General features: G+C 60.5%; 19 protein-coding genes and 1 pseudogene. 15 read left to right on the top strand and 5 right to left on the bottom strand.

What is annotated here, in order from left to right; all coding sequences use genetic code 11:
• Positions 1–104 precede the first annotated feature (104 nt).
• Positions 105–881 carry an SDR family oxidoreductase gene (locus tag FEE99_RS15700; RefSeq protein WP_041480535.1) on the top strand — a complete coding sequence of 259 codons (777 nt, stop codon included), beginning with the start codon at positions 105–107 and terminating at the stop codon, positions 879–881.
• Between the two features lie 48 nt (positions 882–929).
• Here the strand turns inward: FEE99_RS15700 and FEE99_RS15695 are convergent, their stop codons facing one another.
• Positions 930–1,823, bottom strand: a complete 894-nt coding sequence (locus tag FEE99_RS15695) for a LysR family transcriptional regulator (RefSeq protein WP_041480536.1) — start codon at positions 1,821–1,823, stop codon at positions 930–932.
• 95 nt (positions 1,824–1,918) lie between these two features.
• Here FEE99_RS15695 and FEE99_RS15690 point away from each other — a divergent pair, with 95 nt between their 5' ends.
• A complete protein-coding gene (locus FEE99_RS15690; protein WP_041480537.1) occupies positions 1,919–3,085 on the top strand; it encodes an MFS transporter in 1,167 nt (388 codons plus the stop codon).
• A gap of 12 nt (positions 3,086–3,097) precedes the next feature.
• Here FEE99_RS15690 and FEE99_RS15685 read toward each other — a convergent pair whose 3' ends face one another.
• Positions 3,098–4,273: a XylR family transcriptional regulator gene (locus FEE99_RS15685; RefSeq protein ID WP_016774329.1), complete on the bottom strand. Its 1,176-nt coding sequence runs from the start codon at positions 4,271–4,273 to the stop codon at positions 3,098–3,100.
• A 289-nt stretch (positions 4,274–4,562) separates the two neighbouring features.
• Here FEE99_RS15685 and xylA point away from each other — a divergent pair, with 289 nt between their 5' ends.
• The 11 genes and pseudogenes from xylA to FEE99_RS15630 all read left to right on the top strand — a co-directional run bounded on the left by xylA (position 4,563) and on the right by FEE99_RS15630 (position 17,691).
• The gene (gene xylA, locus FEE99_RS15680) at positions 4,563–5,879 is read left to right on the top strand and encodes a xylose isomerase (protein WP_041480538.1); all 1,317 of its coding nucleotides are present in this window, start codon (positions 4,563–4,565) and stop codon (positions 5,877–5,879) included.
• A 148-nt stretch (positions 5,880–6,027) separates the two neighbouring features.
• Positions 6,028–7,029, top strand: a complete 1,002-nt coding sequence (gene xylF / locus FEE99_RS15675) for a D-xylose ABC transporter substrate-binding protein (protein ID WP_016774327.1) — start codon at positions 6,028–6,030, stop codon at positions 7,027–7,029.
• 157 nt (positions 7,030–7,186) lie between these two features.
• Positions 7,187–8,743, top strand: coding sequence for a D-xylose ABC transporter ATP-binding protein (gene xylG, locus FEE99_RS15670; protein WP_039758957.1), 1,557 nt, complete (start codon positions 7,187–7,189; stop codon positions 8,741–8,743).
• On the top strand, positions 8,744–9,880 hold the full coding sequence (locus FEE99_RS15665) for a sugar ABC transporter permease (protein ID WP_016774325.1): 1,137 nt from the start codon (positions 8,744–8,746) through the stop codon (positions 9,878–9,880). It begins immediately after the preceding gene.
• Between the two features lie 207 nt (positions 9,881–10,087).
• A complete protein-coding gene (locus FEE99_RS15660) occupies positions 10,088–11,014 on the top strand; it encodes a DMT family transporter (protein WP_041480539.1) in 927 nt (308 codons plus the stop codon).
• Between the two features lie 167 nt (positions 11,015–11,181).
• Entirely contained in the window at positions 11,182–12,177 is a 996-nt protein-coding gene (dctP, locus tag FEE99_RS15655) for a C4-dicarboxylate TRAP substrate-binding protein DctP (protein WP_041480540.1), read from the top strand.
• 62 nt (positions 12,178–12,239) lie between these two features.
• A complete protein-coding gene (locus FEE99_RS15650; RefSeq protein ID WP_024012587.1) occupies positions 12,240–12,872 on the top strand; it encodes a TRAP transporter small permease in 633 nt (210 codons plus the stop codon).
• Positions 12,869–14,152, top strand: coding sequence for a C4-dicarboxylate TRAP transporter large permease protein DctM (gene dctM / locus FEE99_RS15645; protein WP_041480541.1), 1,284 nt, complete (start codon positions 12,869–12,871; stop codon positions 14,150–14,152). The genes FEE99_RS15650 and dctM overlap by 4 nt, the downstream gene beginning before the upstream one ends.
• 83 nt (positions 14,153–14,235) lie before the next feature.
• Positions 14,236–15,186 (top strand): TAXI family TRAP transporter solute-binding subunit, encoded by a 951-nt coding sequence (locus tag FEE99_RS15640; RefSeq protein ID WP_041480542.1) that lies wholly within the window; start codon positions 14,236–14,238, stop codon positions 15,184–15,186.
• Positions 15,187–15,257: 71 nt separating this feature from the next.
• Positions 15,258–17,284, top strand: a pseudogene (locus FEE99_RS15635) (TRAP transporter permease).
• Positions 17,281–17,691, top strand: a complete 411-nt coding sequence (locus FEE99_RS15630) for a DUF1850 domain-containing protein (protein ID WP_041480544.1) — start codon at positions 17,281–17,283, stop codon at positions 17,689–17,691. The pseudogene FEE99_RS15635 and the gene FEE99_RS15630 overlap by 4 nt, the downstream one beginning before the upstream one ends.
• Positions 17,692–17,738: 47 nt before the next feature.
• Here the strand turns inward: FEE99_RS15630 and dctA are convergent, their stop codons facing one another.
• Complete coding sequence (dctA, locus tag FEE99_RS15625) at positions 17,739–19,046, bottom strand: C4-dicarboxylate transporter DctA (protein WP_041480545.1); 1,308 nt, start codon at positions 19,044–19,046, stop codon at positions 17,739–17,741.
• A gap of 102 nt (positions 19,047–19,148) precedes the next feature.
• Positions 19,149–20,318: a mandelate racemase/muconate lactonizing enzyme family protein gene (locus FEE99_RS15620; protein ID WP_041480546.1), complete on the bottom strand. Its 1,170-nt coding sequence runs from the start codon at positions 20,316–20,318 to the stop codon at positions 19,149–19,151.
• 98 nt (positions 20,319–20,416) lie between these two features.
• Here FEE99_RS15620 and FEE99_RS15615 point away from each other — a divergent pair, with 98 nt between their 5' ends.
• Entirely contained in the window at positions 20,417–21,292 is an 876-nt protein-coding gene (locus tag FEE99_RS15615; protein ID WP_041480547.1) for a LysR family transcriptional regulator, read from the top strand.
• 54 nt (positions 21,293–21,346) lie between these two features.
• On the opposite strand, the gene FEE99_RS15610 is transcribed toward FEE99_RS15615, so the two are convergent.
• Entirely contained in the window at positions 21,347–22,315 is a 969-nt protein-coding gene (locus FEE99_RS15610) for an oxidoreductase (protein WP_041480548.1), read from the bottom strand.
• 88 nt (positions 22,316–22,403) lie between these two features.
• Here FEE99_RS15610 and FEE99_RS15605 point away from each other — a divergent pair, with 88 nt between their 5' ends.
• Positions 22,404–23,324, top strand: coding sequence for an AraC family transcriptional regulator (locus tag FEE99_RS15605; protein ID WP_237143821.1), 921 nt, complete (start codon positions 22,404–22,406; stop codon positions 23,322–23,324).
• The last annotated feature ends 1 nt before the right edge of the window (position 23,325 follow it).

The following is a 23,325-nucleotide window of genomic DNA, read 5'->3' as shown; positions in this document are numbered from 1 at the left end:
ATGAACCTTCAACTTTCCAACGTCGTGCAAACGTATCTCACGGTCACCGACGAGAAAAAAATCTCCGACGCAATCCATCAATTCCTCGCGCTGGAGATCTCGCCATGCTGAATTCAGGATTGACTGGCAAACGGGTGCTCGTCACCGGCGGTACCAAAGGAATCGGCAGAGCCGTTGTGGATTGGTTCGTAGCCGAGGGCGCGAAAGTCATCACCTCGGCTCGGCAAGTGGACGTCGAAATGCCAGGCGCACTGCTGGTCGCGGCTGATCTTTCGACCCGGGAAGGTTGTGACGCACTCATCGCTGCGGTCGAACAGCAACTGGGCGGCGTCGACATAGTGATCCATGTTCTGGGTGGCTCGTCGGCCCCCGGTGGTGGTTTTGCAGCGCTGGACGAGGAACAGTGGCAACGCGAGCTCAATCTGAATCTGCTGCCGGCGGTGCGCCTTGATCGCGCCCTGCTGCCGGACATGCTCGAGCGTCGTAATGGCGTGGTGATCCATGTCACGTCCATCCAGAGTCGGCTGCCACTGCCGGAATCCACCACAGCGTACGCGGCGGCCAAGGCTGCGCTGTCGACCTACAGCAAAAGCCTGTCGAAAGAAGTGTCACCCAAGGGGGTTCGCGTGGTGCGGGTATCGCCGGGCTGGGTTGAAACCGAAGCGTCGGTGGCATTCGCCGAGCGACTCGCGCAGGAGGCAGGCACTGACTATCAAGGTGGCAAGGACATCATCATGCAGGCCCTGGGCGGTATCCCGCTCGGCCGCCCGTCGACGCCAGTTGAAGTGGCTGAGCTGATCGGGTTCCTGGCATCGCCGCGAGCGGCATCGATCACCGGGAGTGAATTTGTGATCGACGGCGGCACCATCCCGACCATTTAGCCGCCAGTCTGCGGGTCATGGACGACCCGCAGAATCCGCACAGCACGTCTACATCCGATGCTGCTCCAGCAAAAAATCCACAAACAAGCGCACCCGCACCGGCATCGCCGCGCCGCCGACGAACACCGCATGAATCGGTTCCTCATCGCCCGGGTTAAACACTTGCAGCAGCGGGATCAGCGCGCCGCGCTGCAAGTCTTCCCTGACAGTGAACTCGCCAATCCGCGCAATTCCGGCGCCGAGTCTGGCGAACTGGGCCAGTGCTTCGCCGCTGCTGCATTCGATGTTGCCGCTGACTTTCAGCGAGAACTCCTTGCCGTCGCGGATAAACGGCCAGTTGGCTTCGGCGCGGCGGAAGTTGAAGCGCAGGCAGTTGTGCTTGAGCAGGTCTTCGGGTTGCTGAGGCGTGCCATGACGTTCCAGATAGTCGGGCGATGCCACCACGACCTGGCCGGTGTGGCCGAGCCGGCGCGCGGTGAGTGGGCTGTCGGGCAGATGGCCGAAGCGTATGGCGACGTCCGCCTGGCCGGCGAGGATGTCAACGACTTCGTCGCCAAGGCTGAGGTCGACGACGATGTTCGGGTAACGGGCGGTGAAGGCTGCGACCAGCGGCACAATGGTCAGCCGTCCATGGCCAAGGGCGGCACTGACACGCAAGCGGCCCTTGGGTACGCCCTGATCGGTAATGGCCCCTTCCACTTCATCCATGTCGGCGAGAATCCGCCGGGCACCGCGCAGGAAGGCCTCGCCCTCGGCGGTAAACGTCAGCGCGCGGGTGGTGCGCAGCAACAGACGAGTGCCGAGTCGCTGTTCGGCGCGGGCGATGATCCGACTGACCGCCGAAGGCGTCAGCCCCAACGCACGCGCAGCTGCTGAGAGGCTGCCCTCCTGCGCCACGGTGACGAACACGCTCATTTCCCCTGATCTGCCGTTGAAGTCCATTCGTGCCTCTTACGCAAAGGTGATTGCCAAAATCGCCATCTACCGCCGGAAAACCATGGATCGTAGCATTGGCGGCATAGATGAGGAGACTTTCCATGCGTATCAATCCACCACTTGTTGCACTCGCTGTCGGCGCCTTTGGCATCGGCGTCACCGAGTTCGCGCCGATGGGCATGTTGCCCGGCATCGCTGCCGATCTCGGCGTTTCCATTCCCGCTGCGGGGTTGCTGGTCAGTGCCTACGCCTTGGGCGTGCTGCTCGGCGCGCCGCTGATGACCCTGACCACCGGCAAGATCCCCCGGCGCTATCTGCTGATCGGGCTGATGGCGATTTTCACCCTGGGTAACCTGATGTCGGCGCTGGCCACCGATTACTCCAGCCTGATGGTCGCCCGAGTGATCACCTCGCTCAATCACGGCGCATTCTTCGGAGTGGGCTCTGTGGTCGCCGCTAGCGTGGTCGCGCCGGAAAAACGTGCCGGCGCCGTGGCGGCAATGTTCATGGGCCTGACGTTGGCGACTATCGGCGGTGTGCCGCTGGCAGCCTGGTTCGGTGAGCTGTTCGGCTGGCGCACGGCGTTCTGGGGCATTACCGGCCTCGGTGTGCTGACCATGATCGCTTTGTGGTTCGCCCTGCCCAATCTGAAAGCAGAGCAAGGCGCGGGTGCGCTGGCGGAAATACGGGTATTGGGCAGAGGTCCGGTGTTGGCGGCGCTGGCCCTGACCGTGGTCGGCTCAAGTGCGATGTTCACCGTATTCACTTACATCGCGCCGATTCTCAGCAGCGAGACCCATGCCTCCGCCGCGTTCATCACCGCCATGCTGGTGTTATTCGGAATCGGTTTGACACTGGGCAACATGTGGGGTGGCAAGGCTGCCGACCGTTCGATCGACCGCACCCTGATCGTGTCGCTGAGCGCATTGATTGTAGTGTTACTGGCGTTCACTGTGCTGATGCGCTGGCCGCTGCCGGCCGCCGTGGCCATTCTGATCTGGGGTATCGCCAGCTTCGCTCTGGTGCCGCCGCTGCAAATGCGCGTAATGGAAGCGGCCAAGGACGCGCCGAATCTGGCTTCGGCGGTGAACATCGGTGCCTTCAATTTCGGCAACGCGATCGGCGCGGCGCTGGGTGGCGCGGTGATCAATGCCGGGCTGGGTTATCCGGCGATTTCCCTGGCAGGCGCGGCGATGGCCGGTCTGGGGTTGCTGATGGTGCTGACGTTCGCCTGGCGCTCCAGAGCCAGTGCCGCTGCGCTGGCGTAAGTCTTCGCAGCGCTACGCCCCGCCCTGCTGATATTCGCGGGGCGTGCAGCCGAACTCGCGACGGAACACCGTGTGCAGATACTGCGCAGACTTGAAGCCGCACGCCTGGGCAATGTCGGCAATCGCCGCATCGGTGTTCTTCAAACCGCTGGTAGCCGCCGCCAGTTTGAAACGCAGAATCTCGTCATGCACGCTGCAACCACGCTCAGCGCGGAAATGCGCTTCCAGCGATGAGCGCGACACGCCGACATACGCCGCCACTTGCGCGGTCTTGATGCCCTGGCAGGCATATTGGCGGATGAACAGCAGCGCTTGCATGACATAGGGATTGCCCAGAGGTTGATGCAAGCTCGACACCTGCACGTTGACCGCGTCCGGCGGAATCAGGATTTGCGTGCCGGTGGACGGCATGCCGTGGAGCATCTGGTGCAGCAATTGCGCAGCGGTGCGGCCCATGGTTTCGGTGCCCTGAATCACCGAACTCAGCGGTACGCGAGTCAGGCTGCGGGTCAGCGGGTCGTTGTCGATGCCGATCAGCGCGACCTGCTCGGGCACGGCAATGCCGGCGGTCAGGCAGGCTTGCAGCAACTGCCGGGCGCGCGCGTCGCTGACGGCGATGATGCCGATCGGTTTGGGCAGGCTGTGCAGCCAGGCGATCAGTTGCTCGACGGCACTGTCCCACAGCGGCGCGCTGGTGCCCATGCCGCGATAGATCTCGGCATGCAGGCCGTCTCGTTGCATCAGTTTGCGAAAGGCTTTCTCCCGCTCCTGCGCCCAGCGATTGGCCTGCGCCTCCGGCAGACTAAAACAGGCGAAGCGCTGCAACCCCGCCTCGACCAGATGCGAATAAGCCAGAGTGATCAGTGCGTTGTTATCAGTGGCAACGTAGGGGATCGCTTTCGGATAAGCGCGAGCATCCTCGTAAGAACCGCCGACCGCCACCACCGGCAAATGAATGTCGGCCAGCGCCTCGCCGATCAGCGGATCGTCGAAGTCGGCAATGATGCCGTCACCCTGCCAACGCTCGATGCCCTTCAAGCGGCAAAGAAAGTCCTCTTCCAGAAACAGGTCCCAGGAAGCGCGGGTGCTGCTCAGGTAGTTGCCAATGCCGCTGATGATTCCACGGTCGTAGATCTTGCTGCCGTTGAACAACAGGGCGATGCGGTGCACGGGCGGTAGGCTTTTCATTCAGTATCCGGATTTTGCGTAAAGCCGTTCGCGAGCAGGCTCGCTCCCACACGGTTTTGTGGACGACACGAATCAAATGTGGGAGCGAGCCTGCTCGCGAAAGCGGCCTCAAATTGTTTTTGTACTGTTCCGGGCCGCCTTTTCGCGGCGACGATGGACACAGACTAGGCGCGAAGCCGCTGAAGCTCAATACGCAAAATCGCACTCACGGTTGAGGCTTTTCATAATCAGCGGGCACGGGGGCGTTGCTAGTATCGAGACACCGCCAAGAACAACAAGGACAAGGTCCATGCAGTATTTCCCCAATATCGAGCCGGTTCGCTACGAAGGCCCGAACAGTGATTCGCCCCTCGCTTTTCGTCACTACGATGCCGACAAACTGATCCTCGGCAAACCCATGCGCGAACACCTGCGCATGGCCGCCTGCTACTGGCACACCTTTGTCTGGCCGGGCTCCGATGTGTTCGGTGCCGGCACCTTCAAGCGCCCCTGGCAACGCAGTGGCGAACCGATGGAACTGGCCATCGGCAAGGCTCAAGCCGCCTTCGAGTTCTTCAGCAAACTGGGCATCGATTACTACTGCTTTCACGACACGGACGTCGCCCCCGAAGGCAATTCGCTGAAGGAGTACCGCGAACACTTCGCACAAATGGTCGATCGCCTCGAACAACATCAGGAACAAAGCGGCATCAAGCTGCTCTGGGGCACCGCCAACTGCTTCAGCAACCCACGTTTTGCCGCCGGTGCCGCGAGTAATCCCGATCCGGAAGTGTTCGCCTGCGCCGCCGCGCAAGTGTTCAGCGCAATGAACGCCACCCATCGCCTCAAGGGTTCCAACTACGTGTTGTGGGGTGGCCGTGAAGGCTACGAAACCCTGCTCAACACCGACCTGAAACGTGAGCGCGAACAACTCGGGCGCTTCATGCGCATGGTGGTCGAGCACAAGCACAAGATCGGCTTCACCGGCGACCTGCTGATCGAGCCCAAGCCGCAGGAGCCGACCAAGCACCAATACGATTACGACAGCGCTACGGTATTCGGCTTTCTCCAGCAGTACGGCCTGGAGAAAGAAATCAAGGTCAACATCGAGGCCAACCACGCGACCCTGGCCGGTCACAGTTTCCATCACGAAATCGCCACGGCTGCCTCGCTGGGGATTTTCGGCAGCATCGATGCCAACCGTGGCGATCCGCAGAACGGCTGGGACACCGACCAGTTCCCCAACAGCGTCGAAGAAATGACCCTGGCGACCTATGAAATCCTCAAGGCCGGCGGTTTCAAGAATGGCGGCTTCAATTTCGACTCCAAGGTGCGCCGGCAAAGCCTCGACGAGATCGACCTGTTCCACGGCCACGTCGGCGCCATGGACGTTCTGGCCTTGTCGCTGGAACGCGCCGCTGCGATGGTTGAGAACGATCAATTGCAAACCCTCAAGGACCAACGCTACGCCGGCTGGCGTCAGCCGTTCGGGCAAGCGGTGATGGCGGGCGACTTCAATCTCGAGTCGCTGGCCGAGCACGCGTTCACCAACGAACTGAACCCGCAAGCCGTCAGCGGCCGCCAGGAAATGCTCGAAAACATCGTCAACCGTTACCTGTATCGCTGATGGCCAAGGGAGGCTGCCGACGCAACGACGCTGTGACAATTGCACGACAATTCTGTACCTGCTGCGTCGGCAGATTCTCTACAGTTCTACCCAGCCCGATTCATCGTCAGGCCGTGTCTTTCCAACAAAAATAAAAGGACGCACCACCATGAAGAACTTGAAACGTACGCTGTTGGCCAGTGCCCTGGCGTTGTTGGCCCTGCCGGTAATGGCTGACGCTACCCACCCGAAAATCGGGTTTTCCATTGATGACCTGCGTCTGGAACGCTGGTCGCGCGACCGCGATTACTTCGTCGCGGCGGCGGAAAAAATGGACGCCAAAGTCTTCGTGCAATCGGCGGACGCCAACGAGCAGAAGCAGATTTCGCAGATCGAAAACCTTATCTCTCGCGGCGTCGATGTGATCGTCATCGTGCCATTCAACGCGACAGTGCTGACCAATGCGGTGGCCGAAGCGAAGAAAGCCGGAATCAAAGTGGTGTCTTACGACCGGCTGATTCTCAACGCCGATGTCGACGCCTATATCTCCTTCGATAACGAAAAGGTCGGTGAGATGCAGGCCGGCGGCGTGCTGAAAGCGGCGCCCAAGGGCAATTACTTCTTGCTGGGTGGCGCGCCCACCGACAACAACGCCAAGATCCTCCGTGAAGGCCAGATGAAGGTGCTGCAACCCGCCATCGACAAGGGCGATATCAAGATCGTCGGCCAGCAGTGGGTCAAGGAATGGAACCCGACCGAAGCGCTGAGCATTGTCGAAAATGCCCTGACCCGTAACAACAACAAAATCGACGGCATCGTCGCCTCCAACGACGCCACCGCCGGCGGCGCCATCCAGGCACTGGCCGCGCAGCAGCTGGCCGGCAAGGTGCCGATTTCCGGTCAGGACGCCGACCTCGCAGCCGTCAAACGCGTAATCGCCGGCACGCAAACCATGACCGTGTACAAACCGCTGAAACTCATCGCCTCCGAAGCGGCCAAGCTCTCGGTGCAACTGGCACGCAACGAAAAACCGGCCTACACCTCGCAGTACGACAACGGCAGCAAGAAAGTCGACACCATCCTGCTCACGCCAACGCCGTTGACCAAGGACAACATCGACTTGCTCGAACAGGATGGCTTCTACACCAAGGCGCAGATTGCCGGGCAGTGATCCGGTCGTAAATCTTGATCAGACCTGGGGGAGCGAGCCTGCTCGCGAAAGCGGAGTGTCAGTCAGTACAGCTCTTGCTGAAAAGGCCCCTTCGCGAGCAGGCTCGCTCCCACACAGGTTCAGTGGTGTTTGAGTCCCTGGTATGCGAGCCTTTTCCATGTCCGACTATCTGCTGCAAATGAACGGCATCGTCAAAACCTTTGGCGGTGTCAAAGCGCTCAACGGCATCGACATCAAGGTCCGGCCCGGTGAATGCGTGGGCCTGTGCGGCGAGAATGGCGCCGGCAAGTCGACGCTGATGAAGATCCTTTCTGCGGTCTATCCCCATGGCACCTGGGACGGCGAAATCCTCTGGGACGGACAACCGCTCAGAGCGCAATCGATCAGCGAAACCGAAGCCGCCGGCATCGTCATCATCCATCAGGAACTGACGTTGGTTCCCGACCTGTCGGTGGCGGAAAACATCTTCATGGGCCATGAGCTGACGCTGCCCGGCGGGCGCATGAACTACCCGGCGATGATCCACCGTGCCGAAGCCTTGATGCGTGAATTGAAAGTGCCGGACATGAACGTGTCGCTGCCGGTTTCGCAGTACGGCGGCGGCTATCAGCAACTGGTGGAAATCGCCAAGGCCCTGAACAAACAGGCGCGTCTGCTGATCCTCGACGAGCCCTCCTCGGCCCTGAGCCGCTCGGAAATCGAAGTGCTGCTCGACATCATCCGCGACCTCAAAGCCAAGGGCGTCGCCTGCGTCTACATCTCGCACAAGCTCGATGAAGTCGCCGCCGTGTGCGACACCATTTCGGTGATCCGCGACGGCAAACACATCGCCACCACCGCCATGGCCGACATGGACATTCCACAGATCATCACGCAGATGGTCGGGCGCGAAATGAGCAACCTTTATCCCAGCGAGCCGCACGAGATTGGCGAGGTGATTTTCGAAGCGCGCCACATTACTTGCTACGACGTCGACAACCCCAAGCGCAAACGGGTCGACGACATCTCCTTCAGCCTCAAGCGCGGCGAGATTCTCGGCATTGCCGGGCTGGTCGGAGCCGGCCGCACCGAACTGGTCACCGCACTGTTCGGCGCTTACCCCGGCCGCCACGAAGGCGAAGTCTGGCTGGACGGTCAGCCGATCGACACGCGCACGCCGCTGAAAGCGATCCGCGCCGGCCTGTGCCTGGTGCCCGAAGATCGCAAGCGCCAGGGCATCATTCCCGATCTCGGTGTCGGTCAGAACATCACCCTTGCCGTGCTCGAGAGCTATTCGAAAATGACCCGCATCGATGCCGAAGCCGAACTGGGCTGCATCGACCGGGAAATCTCCCGTCTGCATCTGAAAACCGCAAGTCCGTCCCTGCCGATCACCAGCCTGTCTGGCGGCAATCAGCAGAAAGCCGTGCTCGCCAAGATGCTCCTGGCGAAACCGCGCGTGCTGATTCTCGACGAGCCGACCCGAGGCGTGGATGTCGGCGCCAAGTACGAGATCTACAAGTTGATGGGCGCGCTGGCCGCCGAAGGCGTGTCGATCATCATGGTTTCATCGGAACTGGCCGAAGTGCTCGGCGTCTCCGACCGCGTGCTGGTGATCGGCGAAGGCCAGTTGCGTGGTGACTTCGTCAACCATGAGCTGACCCAGGAACAGGTACTCGCCGCCGCCCTCAGTCAGCCGGGCAGCCATAACAATAATGATCGGAAAACCGCGTAAATGAATCAGGTCAAACAACTGTTCACCCGCTACAAGATGCTCGCGCTGGTATTTGCCGTGGTGCTGATCTGGCTGTTCTTCAGCTGGCAGACCGAGGGCGGTTTCCTCACCCCGCGCAACCTTTCCAACCTGCTGCGGCAGATGTCGATCACCGGAATCCTCGCCTGCGGCATGGTGCTGGTGATCATCAGTGGCGAGATCGATTTGTCGGTGGGCTCATTGCTCGGCCTGCTCGGCGGCCTCGCGGCGATACTCGACGTGGTCTATCACATTCCGCTGCTGGCGAATCTCAGTCTGGTCGCCCTGTGCGGCCTGATGATCGGCCTCGCCAACGGCTACATGGCGGCGTACTTGCGCATACCGTCATTTATCGTCGGCCTCGGTGGCATGTTGGCGTTTCGCGGGATTTTGCTGGGGATCACCGGCGGCACCACCATCGCCCCGGTATCGCCGGAGCTGGTCTATGTCGGCCAGGGTTATCTGCCCCACGCGATCGGCACTGGCCTCGGTGTGCTGCTGTTTGTGCTGACCGTGTTCCTGACCTGGAAACAACGACGCAATCGCGCCCTGCATGGTCTGGCGGCGCATTCACTGGTGCGTGATGTTGTGCGCGTGCTGGTGATCGGCGCGGTGCTGGCCGGCTTCGTCCAGACCCTCAACAGCTATGACGGCATTCCGGTGCCGGTGCTGTTGTTGCTGATTCTGCTCGGCGTGTTCAGTTACGTCACCAGCCAGACCGTGTTCGGCCGCCGGGTCTATTCGGTCGGCAGCAACATGGAAGCCACGCGCCTGTCGGGGATCAATGTGCAAGCGGTCAAGCTGTGGATTTTCGGCATCATGGGCGTGATGTGCGCCCTCGCCGGCGTGGTCAACACCGCACGCCTCGCCGCCGGCTCACCCTCCGCCGGCAGCATGGGCGAACTCGACGCCATCGCCGCCTGCTTCATCGGCGGCACCTCCATGCGCGGCGGCTCCGGCACCGTCTACGGCGCCCTCCTCGGCGCACTGGTGATCACCAGCCTGGATAACGGCATGTCGATGCTCGACGTCGACAGTTACTGGCAGATGATCGTCAAGGGCAGCATTCTGGTGTTGGCGGTCTGGGTGGATGTGAGTACGCGTACGGCGCGGCGTTGATCGCGGGGCCAATCTGGAGGATTCCAACGGTTTTGTTCGGGAAGTCGCTGTTCGAGAGCTTTGCAGGCAGCAGTCCGGCGAGGCGTTGTCGCTGTTGATCCAACCACTGAACGATGGGGTTCCCCTGGTTCGCGAATTGACAGCGGCGGGCATCAAGCATTACTTGTCACAGGATCGCAATTCACTGACGGAACAGGAGCACGGTGCGTGAGCAAGCACAATGCGAGCAGCGACAGCGTTTCCAAGGGCATAGTGCTGATCAGCGCGGCTGTCTTTCTGCTCTCCCTGGCCGATGCAGCGGTCAAATACTTCAGCACACGCCTACCGCTCTGGCAGCTGTTTCTCTTGGTGTCTTGTCTGTCGGTTCCCGCCCTTGGAGTCTGGCTCGGCAGGCGCATCAGATCGGGCCGCCAGGGGGTTGCTTCGGTGTACTGGGTGACCGTCCGGAGCATCCTGCTTTTGTTGATGTGGGTAGCGTATTACGCGGCATTACCGCTGATTCCATTATCAGTCGCTGCCGTGGCGATCTACACGACGCCCCTGTTCATTGCGCTTTTTTCCACCCTTTATGGAGGTGAGCCTTTATCACCGCGTGGCTGGGTGGCGATAGGAACAGGCTTTGCGGGTGTCGCAACGGTGTTACGTCCAGGCTCGGACATCTTCGTTCTCGCAACGCTGCTGCCCGTCATCGCTGCTGTGTTCTACGCGCTTGCGATGGTAGTGACGCGCCGACATTGTCGCAGTGAACATCCACTGGTATTGGCTCTGGGATTGAATACTGCTTTTCTCGTCGCCGCCAGCATCGGCGGTATCGCGTCGCTGATGGTCAGTGACGCGGCTGCCACAAGTGGCGGTTTTCTACTCTCCCCATGGCAAACGCTTGATTGGCAAGTGACGCTGTTCATCTTCTGTTACGCCTGCGCTCTGATCTTCATCAACACCGCTACCGCCAAGGCTTATCAAATCGCGCCCGCGGCACTGATCGGCACGTTTGATTACGCCTACCTGGTTTTTGCCTGTCTTTGGGGTTACGTGCTGTTCCACGAGGTCCCGGATATCTTTACATGGGCAGGAATGGCGTTGATTTTGATTGCCGGCTTGCTGGTAATCCGCGCCCAGAAAGATGGCCAGTAACTTCACCTGAGAAAGTTGGCAGTCCGGCCTTCTGACAGTGTTTTGCCCTTTCTGGTCAATTCCCCGGCAAATCAGATATTTCTGCCTAGACTTGAACATGTCTCGGCACTTGAACGCGTTCAGCGCGTCGAGCGGTCATCACAATAAAAACAAGAGGAATCACCCAGATGCTCAGATCTCTGTTCAGCGCACTTGCCTGCGCTTTGGCGGTAAGCAGCATGAACCCGGCCATGGCGGCAGACCCGGTGATCATCAAGTTCTCGCATGTGGTCGCTGACCAGACGCCCAAGGGGCAAGGTGCGTTGCTGTTCAAGAAACTGGTCGAGGAACGCTTGCCGGGCAAAGTCAAGGTCGAGGTGTATCCCAACTCCTCGCTCTTTGGTGACGGCAAGGAAATGGAAGCCCTGTTGCTCGGCGATGTGCAGATGATTGCGCCGTCGCTGGCCAAGTTCCAGCAGTACACCAAGTCAGTGCAGCTGTTCGACCTTCCCTTCCTCTTCAATGACATCAACGCTGTCGACCGCTTTCAACTGAGCCCGCAAGGTCAGGGCCTGCTCAAATCCATGGAAAGCAAAAACATCACCGGCCTGGCTTATTGGCACAACGGCATGAAACAACTGTCGGCCAACAAGCCACTGCGTGTACCGGCTGATGCGCGCGGCCTGAAGTTCCGGGTGCAGGCCTCGGCGGTGCTGGAGGAGCAGTTCAAGGCGGTGCGCGCCAATCCGCGCAAGATGAGTTTTGCCGAGGTATACCAAGGCCTGCAGACCGGTGTGGTCAACGGCGCAGAGAATCCTTACTCGAACATCTACAGCCAGAAGATGCATGAAGTGCAGAAGTACATCACCGAATCCAACCACGGTGTACTGGACTACATGCTGATCACCAACACCAAATTCTGGAACGGCCTGCCACCCGACGTGCGCAGCGAACTGGACAAGATTGTCGTGGAAGTCACCACTCACGTGAACAAGGAAGCCCAGCAACTGAACGAGGGTGACAAGCAGCGCATCCTTGCCGCCAAAACCACGGAAATCATCACGCTTACGCCAGAAGAACGTGCGCAATGGCGCGATGCGATGAAACCGGTGTGGAAGAAGTTCGAAGGCGAAATCGGCGCTGAGCTGATCTCTGCTGCCGAAGCCGCAAACCAGGCGCAATAATCGCGAGGCAGGCGCCGCTGCGTCGGCGCCTGCCCGTCTTCACTCGACGTGAGATGCCATCCATGAAAGCGCTTCGGCGAATCTGGGAACACTTCGAGGAAGGCTTCATCGTCTTCCTTCTGGCGGCCATGACCCTCGTCACGTTTGTCTACGTGATCCTCAACAATTTCTACAGTCTGTTTTACTGGCTCGCCGATCATTGGCCGGCGGCCAGTGTTCCGCTGTTCGCCGTTGGCGACCAGATCATGGGCATGGCGCAGGCCATGACCTGGAGCACTGCCCTGACCAAAGCGCTGTTTGGCTGGCTGATTTTTTTCGGCCTGGCGTATGGCGTGCGCACCGCCGGGCATATCGGTGTCGACGCACTGGTCAAACTGGCGCGCAGATCGGTGCAGCGTTACATCGGCATCCTCGCCTGCCTGTGCTGTCTGGCCTACGCGGGGCTGCTCGCCGTCGCCAGTTTCGAATGGATTGAAACCTTGATGAACGCCGGTATCGGTGCCGAGGATCTCGGCCATTTCGGCGTCATGCAGTGGCATATCGGGTTGATCGTGCCGCTGGGCTTCGCGCTGGTGTTCATCCGCTTCGCTGAAATTCTCCTGCGCATCCTGCTCAACCGTCAGACCGGCCTCGGGCTGGCCGATGAAGCGGCCGACGCGCTGAAACTTGCCGAACACGAGGATGACAAGCCATGACCATCGCCTTCCTGTTCGTGGCCCTGTTCGCCTTGATGTTCATCGGCGTGCCGATCGCCATCTCACTGGGGCTGGCCGGCTCCTTGACGATCATTTTCTTCAGTCCCGACTCGGTGCGTTCGCTGGCGATCAAACTGTTCGAGACCTCGGAACACTACACGCTGCTGGCCATTCCGTTTTTCCTGCTGGCCGGGGCCTTCATGACCACCGGCGGCGTCGCCCGCCGGCTGATCGACTTCGCCAACGCCTGTGTCGGGCATATTCGCGGCGGCCTGGCCATCGCGGCGGTGCTGGCCTGCATGCTGTTTGCCGCCCTCTCCGGTTCAAGTCCCGCCACGGTCGCTGCGGTGGGCTCGATTGCGATTGCCGGAATGGTCCGTTCCGGCTACCCGCAGGCGTTCGGCGCAGGGATCATCTGCAACGCCGGTACGCTGGGCATCCTGATCCCGCCGTCGATTGTGATGGTGGTTTACGCCGCCGCTACAGAAACCTCCGTGGGCAAGCTGTTCATGGCCGGCGTGGTGCCTGGCCTGCTGCTGGGCACCGCATTGATGGTGGCGATCTACATCGTTGCGGTGAAGAAAAATCTCCCCGCCTTGCCGCGTGCGACGCTTCGCGAGTTTCTGAGTACGGCACGCCAGGCAATATGGGGCCTGTTGCTGATGGTGATCATCCTCGGCGGCATCTATTCGGGCATGTTCACCCCGACCGAAGCTGCCGCAGTGGCAGCCGTCTATTCGGCCTTCATCGCGTTGTTCGTCTACAAGGATCTGACCTTTCGCGAGACACCCAAGGTTCTCCTCGACTCGGCCAAGCTGAGCATCATGCTGATGTTCATCATTGCCAACGCCATGCTGTTCGCCCACGTGCTGACCACCGAACAGTTACCTCAACAAATCACTGCCTGGGTGATCGACGCCGGCCTGACGCCGGTGACGTTCCTGCTGGTGGTCAATATTGTGCTGTTGATTGCCGGCGCGTTCATGGAACCGTCAGCGATCATCCTGATCCTGGCGCCCATCCTCTTTCCCATCGCGATGAAACTGGGCATCGATCCGATTCACCTCGGCATCATCATGGTGGTCAACCTTGAGATCGGCCTGATCACGCCGCCGGTGGGCCTGAACCTGTTCGTGACTTCGGCGGTGACCGGCATGTCCTTGCCCGCCACAGTCAAAGCCGCCATGCCGTGGTTGTCGATTCTGCTGTTGTTCCTGATCCTGATTACTTACGTACCGTGGATCTCACTGGTGCTGCCGAACTGGCTGGGGATGAACTGACGTCGTGACGATCACGTTCAGCCGGGACCGGCTAGAGTGCAATCACTCTGCTTAAAACCATAACAAGACGGAGAAGTGCCCCCATGCGAGTCAAAACACGCTTTGCCCTGCTGGCCGCCGCCACGCTGACCCTTAGCAGTGCTGCGCAGGCCGCGCCCGTGTTCATCAATATCCTCACCGGCGGAACCAGTGGGGTTTACTACCCGATCGGGGTCGGTCTGTCGCAAATCTACAGCGACGGTATTGCCGGTTCGAAGACATCGGTGCAGGCCACCAAAGCGTCGGTGGAAAACCTCAATCTGCTACAGGCCGGTCGCGGCGAGTTGGCCCTGGCTTTGGGCGACTCAGTGGCCGACGCCAAAAACGGCGTGGAGGACGCGGGTTTCAAAGCACCGCTGACCAAATTGCGCGCCTTGGGCGGTGCCTATCCCAATTACATTCAAATCGTCGCCAGCAAAGAGTCGGGGATCAAAACCCTCGCCGATCTCAAGGGCAAGACCATCTCGGTCGGCGCCCCAAAATCCGGCACCGAATTGAATGCGCGGGCGATATTCAAAGCGGCCGGCCTGACCTACGAAGACATGGGCAAGGTGCAATATCTGCCGTTTGCCGAATCGGTGGAATTGATCAAGAACCGGCAACTGGATGCCACCTTGCAGTCGTCTGGATTGGGCATGGCAGCCATTCGTGACCTGTCGTCGGTGATGCCGCTGAACTACGTGGCTATCCCGAGCGAAGTGGTGGCAAAAATCGGCAATCCGGCCTACCAGAGCGCAATGATCCCGGCCAACACCTACGACGGACAGGCCGAAGCCGTGCCCACCGTGGCAATCACCAATATTCTGGTGACCCGCGCCGACCTGTCGGATGACGTCGTCTATGACATGACCCGCCTGCTGTTCGACAACCTGGGGCGCTTGGGTAACTCCCATTCGGCGGCCAAGGACATCAAGTTGGAAGCAGCTGCGCAAAACCTGCCGATCGCGCTGCACCCCGGCGCCGAGCGCTACTACAAGGAAAAAGGCGCTTTATAAGCGTTTGTGCGCAGTGGCGTGACGGCCACTGCAGCGTCGATTCCTTTGCGTGGTCATGAGGAAGGCAGCCAATGAGTGACGAGCATCACGGTATCTCCGCGAACCCACGGGACTGGCCGAAAACCCTGTTTTACGTAGCGTTGCTGTTTTCGATTTTCCAGATCATCACCGCAGCCTTTTCCCCCTCTCCAGCCAGGTGCTGCGTGCGGTCCACGTCGGCTTCCTGCTGTGGGTGGTGTTTCTAAGTTATCCCGCACGCGGCACAGACCGTCCGTGGCAACCGCTGGCCTGGCTGCTGAGCCTGGCCGCTATCGCTACCGCGCTGTATCAATGGGTGTTCGAGGCCGATCTGATCCTGCGTTCCGGTGACCTCACCTCGGCCGATCTGGTTATCGGCATTGTGTTGATTGCTCTGGTCTTCGAAGCCGCGCGACGGGTCATGGGCATTGCGCTGCCGGTGATTTGCGGGCTGTTCCTGGCGTACGGCCTGTTCGGGCAATACCTGCCCGGCGAACTGGCCCATCGCGGCTACGGTTTCGACCAGATCATCAATCAACTGTCGTTCGGCACCGAAGGGCTGTACGGCACGCCGACCTACGTATCGGCGACCTACATTTTCCTGTTCATCCTGTTCGGCGCATTCCTCGAGCAGGCCGGCATGATCAAGCTGTTTACCGACTTCGCCATGGGCTTGTTCGGTCACAAGCTGGGAGGCCCGGCGAAAGTGGCCGTGGCCTCGTCGGCATTGATGGGGACGATCACCGGCTCCGGGATCGCCAACGTCGTCACGACCGGGCAATTCACCATTCCGCTGATGAAGCGCTTTGGCTATCGCGCCGCGTTCGCCGGCGGCGTGGAAGCCACCTCCAGCATGGGCAGCCAGATCATGCCTCCAGTGATGGGCGCGGTCGCCTTCATCATGGCTGAAACCATCAACGTGCCCTTCGTCGAGATCGCCAAGGCAGCGCTGATACCGGCCCTGCTGTATTTCGGTTCAGTATTCTGGATGGTCCATCTGGAAGCCAAGCGCTCCAACCTCAAGGGCTTGCCCAAAGACCAATGCCCCAGCGCTTGGGGCGCGGTGAAAGCCCGCTGGTATTTGCTGATTCCTCTGCTGGTTCTGGTGTACCTGCTGTTTTCCGGGCGCACACCGCTGTTCTCGGGCATGGTCGGCCTGGCATTGACTGCCATCGTGATTCTCGGCTCGGCGATCATTTTCCGGGTGCACAGCTTTGGCCTGCGCTGCGCGTTCTGGATTGCCCTGGGCGTGCTCTGCACAGGTTTTTTCCAGCTTGGCATCGCGGTGATTTTTGCGGTCATTGCCGTCCTGGTGCTGGTCTGCGCTTTCATCAAGGGCGGTCGCGACACGCTGCTGATCTGCCTGCACGCGCTGGTCGAAGGCGCCCGCCACGCGGTACCCGTGGGCATCGCCTGCGCACTGGTCGGCGTCATTATCGGCATCGTTTCGCTCACCGGCGTCGCTTCGACGTTCGCTGGCTACATTCTCGCCATCGGCCGCGACAACCTGCTGCTGTCACTGATCCTGACAATGATCACCTGCCTGGTGCTGGGGATGGGCATCCCGACCATTCCCAACTACATAATCACCAGCTCAATCGCCGCACCCGCCCTGCTGGAGCTGGGCGTGCCACTGATCGTGTCGCACATGTTCGTGTTCTACTTCGGCATCCTCGCCGACCTGACCCCGCCGGTCGCCCTCGCCTGTTTTGCCGCCGCCCCGATTGCCAAGGAAAGCGGCTTCAAGATCAGCCTGTGGGCGGTGCGCATTGCGCTGGCGGGTTTCGTCATCCCGTTCATGGCGGTCTACAACCCGGCACTGATGCTGCAAGGCGACAACTTGTGGGCGACTGCCTACATGCTGATCAAGACTCTTCTGGCGGTTGGTCTGTGGGGCATGGCGTCTACCGGTTTTCTGCAACAGAAAATGCTGCTTTGGGAACGTTTGCTGAGTCTCGGTGCGGGCGCTCTGCTGATCGTTGCACTGCCGGTGACCGATGAGATCGGCTTCGCACTCGGGATTCTGGTGATCGTGCAACACGTCTGGCGCTCGCGGCGCGCCGCAGCGGCCAATGCATGATCGGTTTGTGCCTGGGTCTGGCCGGCAGCATATGGGCACAGTTGCCGGTAGCGAACTTCACTCTGGCATGGAACCACAGCATCGAAAAAATCCGTTGGGAGGAAGACTACCGCGTCACGGCCCAAGGCCTGGTTCTTGAGCAGGCCAGGGTTCGCGGCAACGGCGCTGGCATGGAGATACCGGACGATGCCCGGCTGGAAAACGGCAGTTGGCATTTCCGACGCCACTTGCCGCCGCTGCAACCACTGCAATTAGGCCGAACCCCGGAGGCCGGCGATTACGAGTTATGCATGGATGGCAAGTGCGAATTGGTCAGCCGATGGGTTGGGCCGGCCAATATCAGCCAGCCGTTTTTGCAGTTGTGGAGTTGCGAAATGACTTCGCTATCGCCATCGCATGATGGTTAGCCAGGAAGCCGTGGCGAGCTGTCGCCAACATCGCCACGTTGCGCGGATTACTTGTGCGCCAGCAGCGCCTTGCGTGCAGCCTTATCGTGCTTCATGGCAGCGATTTCCCGCTCGCACGCTTCGACATCGAACGACTTGTCCCATTTGGCAATGGCGATGGTGCCGATGCCGTTGCCGATCAGGTTGGTCACCGCTCGCGCCTCGTTGAGGAAGCGGTCGATGCCCAACAGCAACACCAGGCCCACCAGAGGTATGGAGTGAATGGTGGTGAGCGTGGCCGCCAGGGTCACGAACCCTGCTCCCGCCACCCCGGCCGAGCCCTTGGACGTGAGTAGAAATACGCCGAGCAGAATCATCTGATCCATGAAGGTCAGCGGCGTGTTGGTCGCCTGGGCGATGAAGATTGCTGCCATGGTCAGGTAGATGCAGGTGCCGTCCGCGTTGAAGGTGTAGCCCGTCGGCAGGACCATGCCGACCACGGATTTCTTGCAGCCGAGCTTTTCCAGTTTGACCATCATTCGCGGCAGCACCGCTTCGGTCGAACAGGTGCCCAGGGTGATCAGGATTTCATCCTTGAAATAACGCAGAAACTGCATCAGCGGCATGCCCGACCATCGCGCCACCGCGCCCAATACAACGACGATGAAAATCAGCGTGGTGATGTACAGCGCGACCAGCAACTGCCCCAGCGAAAGCAGAGTGCCGATGCCGTATTTGCCGATAGTGAACGCCATGCCAGCCCCCGCTCCCAACGGCGCCAGACGCATGACCATCGCCACGATTTTGAACAGGCCTTGCAGGAACAGATCGATGGTGTTGATCAGCGGTTTGCTGGTTTCGCCCATTTGCACCAAGGCGACGCCCATCAGCACCGACAACAGAATCACTTGCAGCATGACGCCATTGGAGAAAGCGCCGAGGAATGTGTGCGGAATGATATTGAGGAAGAATTCGACCAGACCGCCCTGCTCGCTCGCCGCCTGGCTGTATTTGTTGACAGCGCTGCCATCGAGGGTGCCGGCGTTGATGTTCATGCCGGCGCCGGGCTTGACCACGTTGACTACGATCAGGCCGACCACCAGAGCGATGGTGGAAAGAATCTCGAAGTAGATCAGCGCTTTCACACCGATGCGGCCGACCTCCTTGATGCTGCCCATCTTGGCGATACCGACCACCACCGTGCCGAAAATGATCGGCGCCAGAAGCATCTTGATCAGCTTGATGAAACCGTCGGCAAACGGCTGCAGCTTGGCGCCGATGTCCGGCACGAAGTAACCGATGGCCGCGCCGATGACGATGCCGATCAGCACTTGCACATAGAGCTGGCTGTACCAGCGTGATTTTGAAGTTTCCACGGAAGCACCTCATTTTATTGTTGTGGTGGGCATGTGGCTTTGGCGTCGAGGATGACGCCTGAGGGTGCGGCCTCGGCAAACGAGGCCGCAGGTGAAGCCGAATCAGCTCTCGCCCAATTCGCGCATGACGGCATACAGCGCAGACTTGGCTTCGAAGCCGACGCCCGGAATATCCGGCAGCCCGACGTAGCCGTTTTCCACGCGGATACCATCGGCAAACCCGCCGAATGGCTGGAACACGTCCGGGTACGATTCGTTGCCGCCCAAGTGCAGACCGGCGGCGATGTTCAACGACATCTGGTGACCACCATGCGGCACCACGCGGCGCGAAGACCAACCCAGCTCTTCCATCACTTTCAGGGTGCGCATGTACTCGACGAGACCGTAGGACAGCGCGCAGTCGAATTGCAGGTAATCGCGGTCAGGGCGCATGCCGCCGTGGCGCAACAGGTTGCGGGCATCCTGGTGAGAGAACAGGTTTTCCCCAGTGGCCATCGGCAGTTCGTAGTGATTGGCCAGCTCGGCCTGGAGCGCATAATCCAGCGGGTCGCCGACTTCTTCGTACCAGAACAGGTTGTACTTCTTGATCGCTTCGGCGTACGCGATACCGGTCTGCAGATCGAAGCGGCCGTTGGCGTCGACCGCCAGGCGCTGGCCGTCGCCCACCACTTCGAGCACCGCCTCAATACGGCGGATATCTTCGTCCAGCGGCACCGCGCCAATCTTCATCTTGACCACGTCATAGCCACGATCCAGATAGCTCTGCATTTCGGCCTTGAGCTTGGTCTGGTCCTTGCCCGGGTAGTAATAGCCACCCGCCGCGTACACCCAGACTTTGTCATCGGCGACGCCGTTGCGATAACGATCGGCAAGCAGGCGATACAGCGGCTTGCCTTCGATCTTCGCTACCGCATCCCACACCGCCATATCGATGGTGCCGACCGCTACCGAACGCTCGCCATGCCCGCCCGGTTTTTCGTTGGTCATCAGGGTTTTCCAGATGGCGAACGGATCGAGGTTATTGTTCTCGTGATCGATCAGGGTTTGCGGGTCGGCCTCGGTGATCCGCGCCAGAAAACGGTCGCGCATCAACGCGCCCTGGCCGTAGCGACCGTTGGAGTTGAAGCCGTAACCGATGACCGGTTTGCCGTCGCGGATCACGTCGGTAATGACCGCGACGACCGAGCAGGTCATCTTCGAAAAGTCGATGTAGGCATTGGCGATCGGGGAAGCGATGGAGACGGTTTTTTCACGGATATCGACGATACGCATGACGGGTTCCTCTTGTTGTGGTGGGCCAACGTTATGCGTTGCGACGACACCCGCCCAATGCTATTAATGCCGCGCCCTATGCACAGGAGGCATTGCCCTTGGAACTGGTTTGGCTTGAGGATTTTTCAGCGCTGGCCGAATACGGCAGCTTCGTCCGGGCCGCTGAAGCGCGCCATGTGACGCAGCCGGCATTCAGCCGTCGGGTGCGCTCACTGGAGAACTGGATGGGCGTGGAATTATTCGTGCGCACTCCGCAGGGCGCGACGCTGACCGAGGCCGGCAGGCAGATTTTGCCCAGCGCTCAGGAAGCGGCCAGACGCCTGTATCGCATGCGCTCCGAGGCCCAGGAAGTGGCTGGCATGGCAGCGAAAACCTTGCAGTTTGCTGCCACTCACTCGCTGTCATTCACCTTCTTCCCACGCTGGTTGCGCAGCGCCGAAAGTGGCGCGCCGATCGATGCGGTTCGCCTGCATTCCGACAGCATGGCCGTGTGCGAACAGATGCTGATTCATGGTCAGGTGCAATTTCTGTTGTGCCATCGCCACCCCGACGTTCCGCCATTACTGGCGCCTGATCAGTTCATTGGCAAGAAGGTCGGCGAGGACGTACTTGTGCCGCTGGCGAGTGCTTCAGCCCAGTTCGGCACGTCGCCTGAAACCCTGCCCTATCTGGCCTACACCCACGAATCCGGCCTGGGCCGAATCGTCGCCCACAGACTGCACGGCAAGGCCGATTATCTGCATTTGAAACCGCTGTTCAGCAGCCATCTGGCGGCAGTGCTGATGTCGATGGCGCTGGAAAGCAAAGGCGTCGCCTGGCTGCCGAAAAGCCTGACCGAACAGGAAATGGCCGACGGGCGCCTGGTCAGGGCGCTGGATGAAAGCTGGGACATTCCATTGGAAATCCATCTGACTCGTCCGACGGCACCGATCAGTCCGTCGGCCGAGGAATTCTGGGCGAAGCTGGGTGGGTGATGTTGACTCAGGCTAGTGTGAGGGGCTTTCGACTGTTGAGCTTTTTATTTCCAGTCATGCCACGGTCAGCCCCGTCCATAGCTCCGAAACCGCCCAAAGTCGCTCAGCCAGCTCAGCATCCGCCGCCCATTTCGCAACACCCTTGCGGCCTCCTTCCGGTTCATTGACCGGCGCAACATTGCAGTCTTCGCAATACACGCCGCCCAAATCCGCAAGCAATGCACTGGTCGCGCACCACAACCCCGTCGCGGCGCCCTGCTCCAGCGTTTTCAGCCCGTTGTGGGCATCCAGCCGTGGTCGGCCGTGTTCATCCAGGGCGTCGAATGCGGCGAGTTCCGCCGTGCTCAAGTGCCGTGCCAGATCCGTCAGAATCTGCCCGGGATGCAATGAGAACGCACGAACGCCATGACTGCGCCCGCGACGATCGAGCGCCATGGCAAACAAGGCATTGGCTGTTTTCGACTGACCATACGCGACCCATTTGTCATACGGCCGTTGCAGGAAATCAATGTCGTCAAAGTCGATCCCGGCAATCTGATGCCCGCGCGAGGACACTGACAACACCCGCGCCTGCCCAGCCTTGACCAGCGCCGGCCAGAGGCCGCAGGTCAGGCGATAGTGGCCCAAGTGATTGGTCGCGAACTGGCCTTCATGGCCATCGGCATCGCGCAGCAACGGCGCGGCCATGACTCCGGCGCAGTTGATCAGTAATGACACTGGCTGACCCGCGCTGACCACGCTTTGGCTGAACGCCGCCACCGATTCAGCCTGCATCAGGTCCATGGGCGTCACGCGGACACCTTCAACACCGGCCAATGCCACCTCTGCCCGCGCCGTATCTCTCGCCGGCACGACGACTTGCGCGCCCGCCGCCGCGAGGCTTTTCACCGTCAGCAGACCCAGGCCGGAATAGCCGCCGGTGACCACAGCGAGTTGCCCGCGCAGATCGATGCCGGCCATGACTTCAGCCGCTGTGCTCGCGGCATTGAACGGTGATTGCACAGGTTGTTGGAGCGTAGCCATGAGCGTTAATCCTGAGTGAGCTATCGAAGGTCTTCATTCTTGGCTAAGCTCTACGGACGAACCAGTCTGATAAATCCAGGTTTCTGTCGTGATCATCCAAAATCCTGCTGGCGATCCGCTTTCTGCCGTATTGGCACTCTCCGAGTTGCAAGCAGCCTGCTCGGTTCGCTTGCAAGCGGGAGGCGTCTGGGCGCTGCGATTTCAACCCATCGAACTGAAATTCAACGTGGTGCGACGAGGCGAATGCTGGTTGCGCATGCAGGGCTTGCCGGCGCAGTTGCTGCGGGCCGGCGACTGTTTTGTGGTGTCGCGCACGCCGTTCATTCTGGCCAGCGGCGCCGACGTCGAGGCGCTGAATGCCGCGGATGTTTTTGCCCATGACGGCGCCTCGGCGACCTTTGGCGTCGGCGAGGAAGTCGAGCTGCTGGGCGGTAGCGTGTCGCTATCAGGCCCCGGGGCAACCGAGCTGCTGGATGTGCTTCCGGCCTCGCTGATCATTCGCGCCGAGGCCACAGGTGCCTCGTCGTTCGGTTGGCTGCTGGATGAACTGGAGCGCGAGTGGCCATCCCACCAGGCCGGCTCGCAGGCGATGTGCAACGACCTGCTGCGACTGATCTTCATCCATGCGCTGCGCCATCACATCAACAGCGCGGATGCCGAACAATTGTCCTGGCTGGGCGGGCTACGGGAACCGGCGATTGCCGGCGTCTTGCGCGCCGTTCACGGTGCCCCGGAAAAACCTTGGCGCCTGACGCAAATGGCCGAGATTGCTTGCATGTCGCGATCAGGTTTCGCCGCGTTATTCAAAACTTGCATGGGTGTAGCGCCGGTCGAATATGCCACGCGCTGGCGGATGCGCGTGGCCGCGTTTCGCTTGCGCAATGGCCGGGACACTGTGGCGACCATTGCTGCTTCACTGGGCTATCTGTCCGACGCGGCGTTTGGCGCTGCCTTCCGCCGCGTGCACGGCATATCGCCGGGCCAATACCGCCGCGATCCACTCCTGTAGC

The sequence above is a fragment of the Pseudomonas sp. ef1 genome (genome assembly GCF_007293365.2).
GTDB lineage: Bacteria > Pseudomonadota > Gammaproteobacteria > Pseudomonadales > Pseudomonadaceae > Aquipseudomonas > Aquipseudomonas siliginis.
This window is presented reverse-complemented; position numbering and strand designations above follow the sequence as displayed.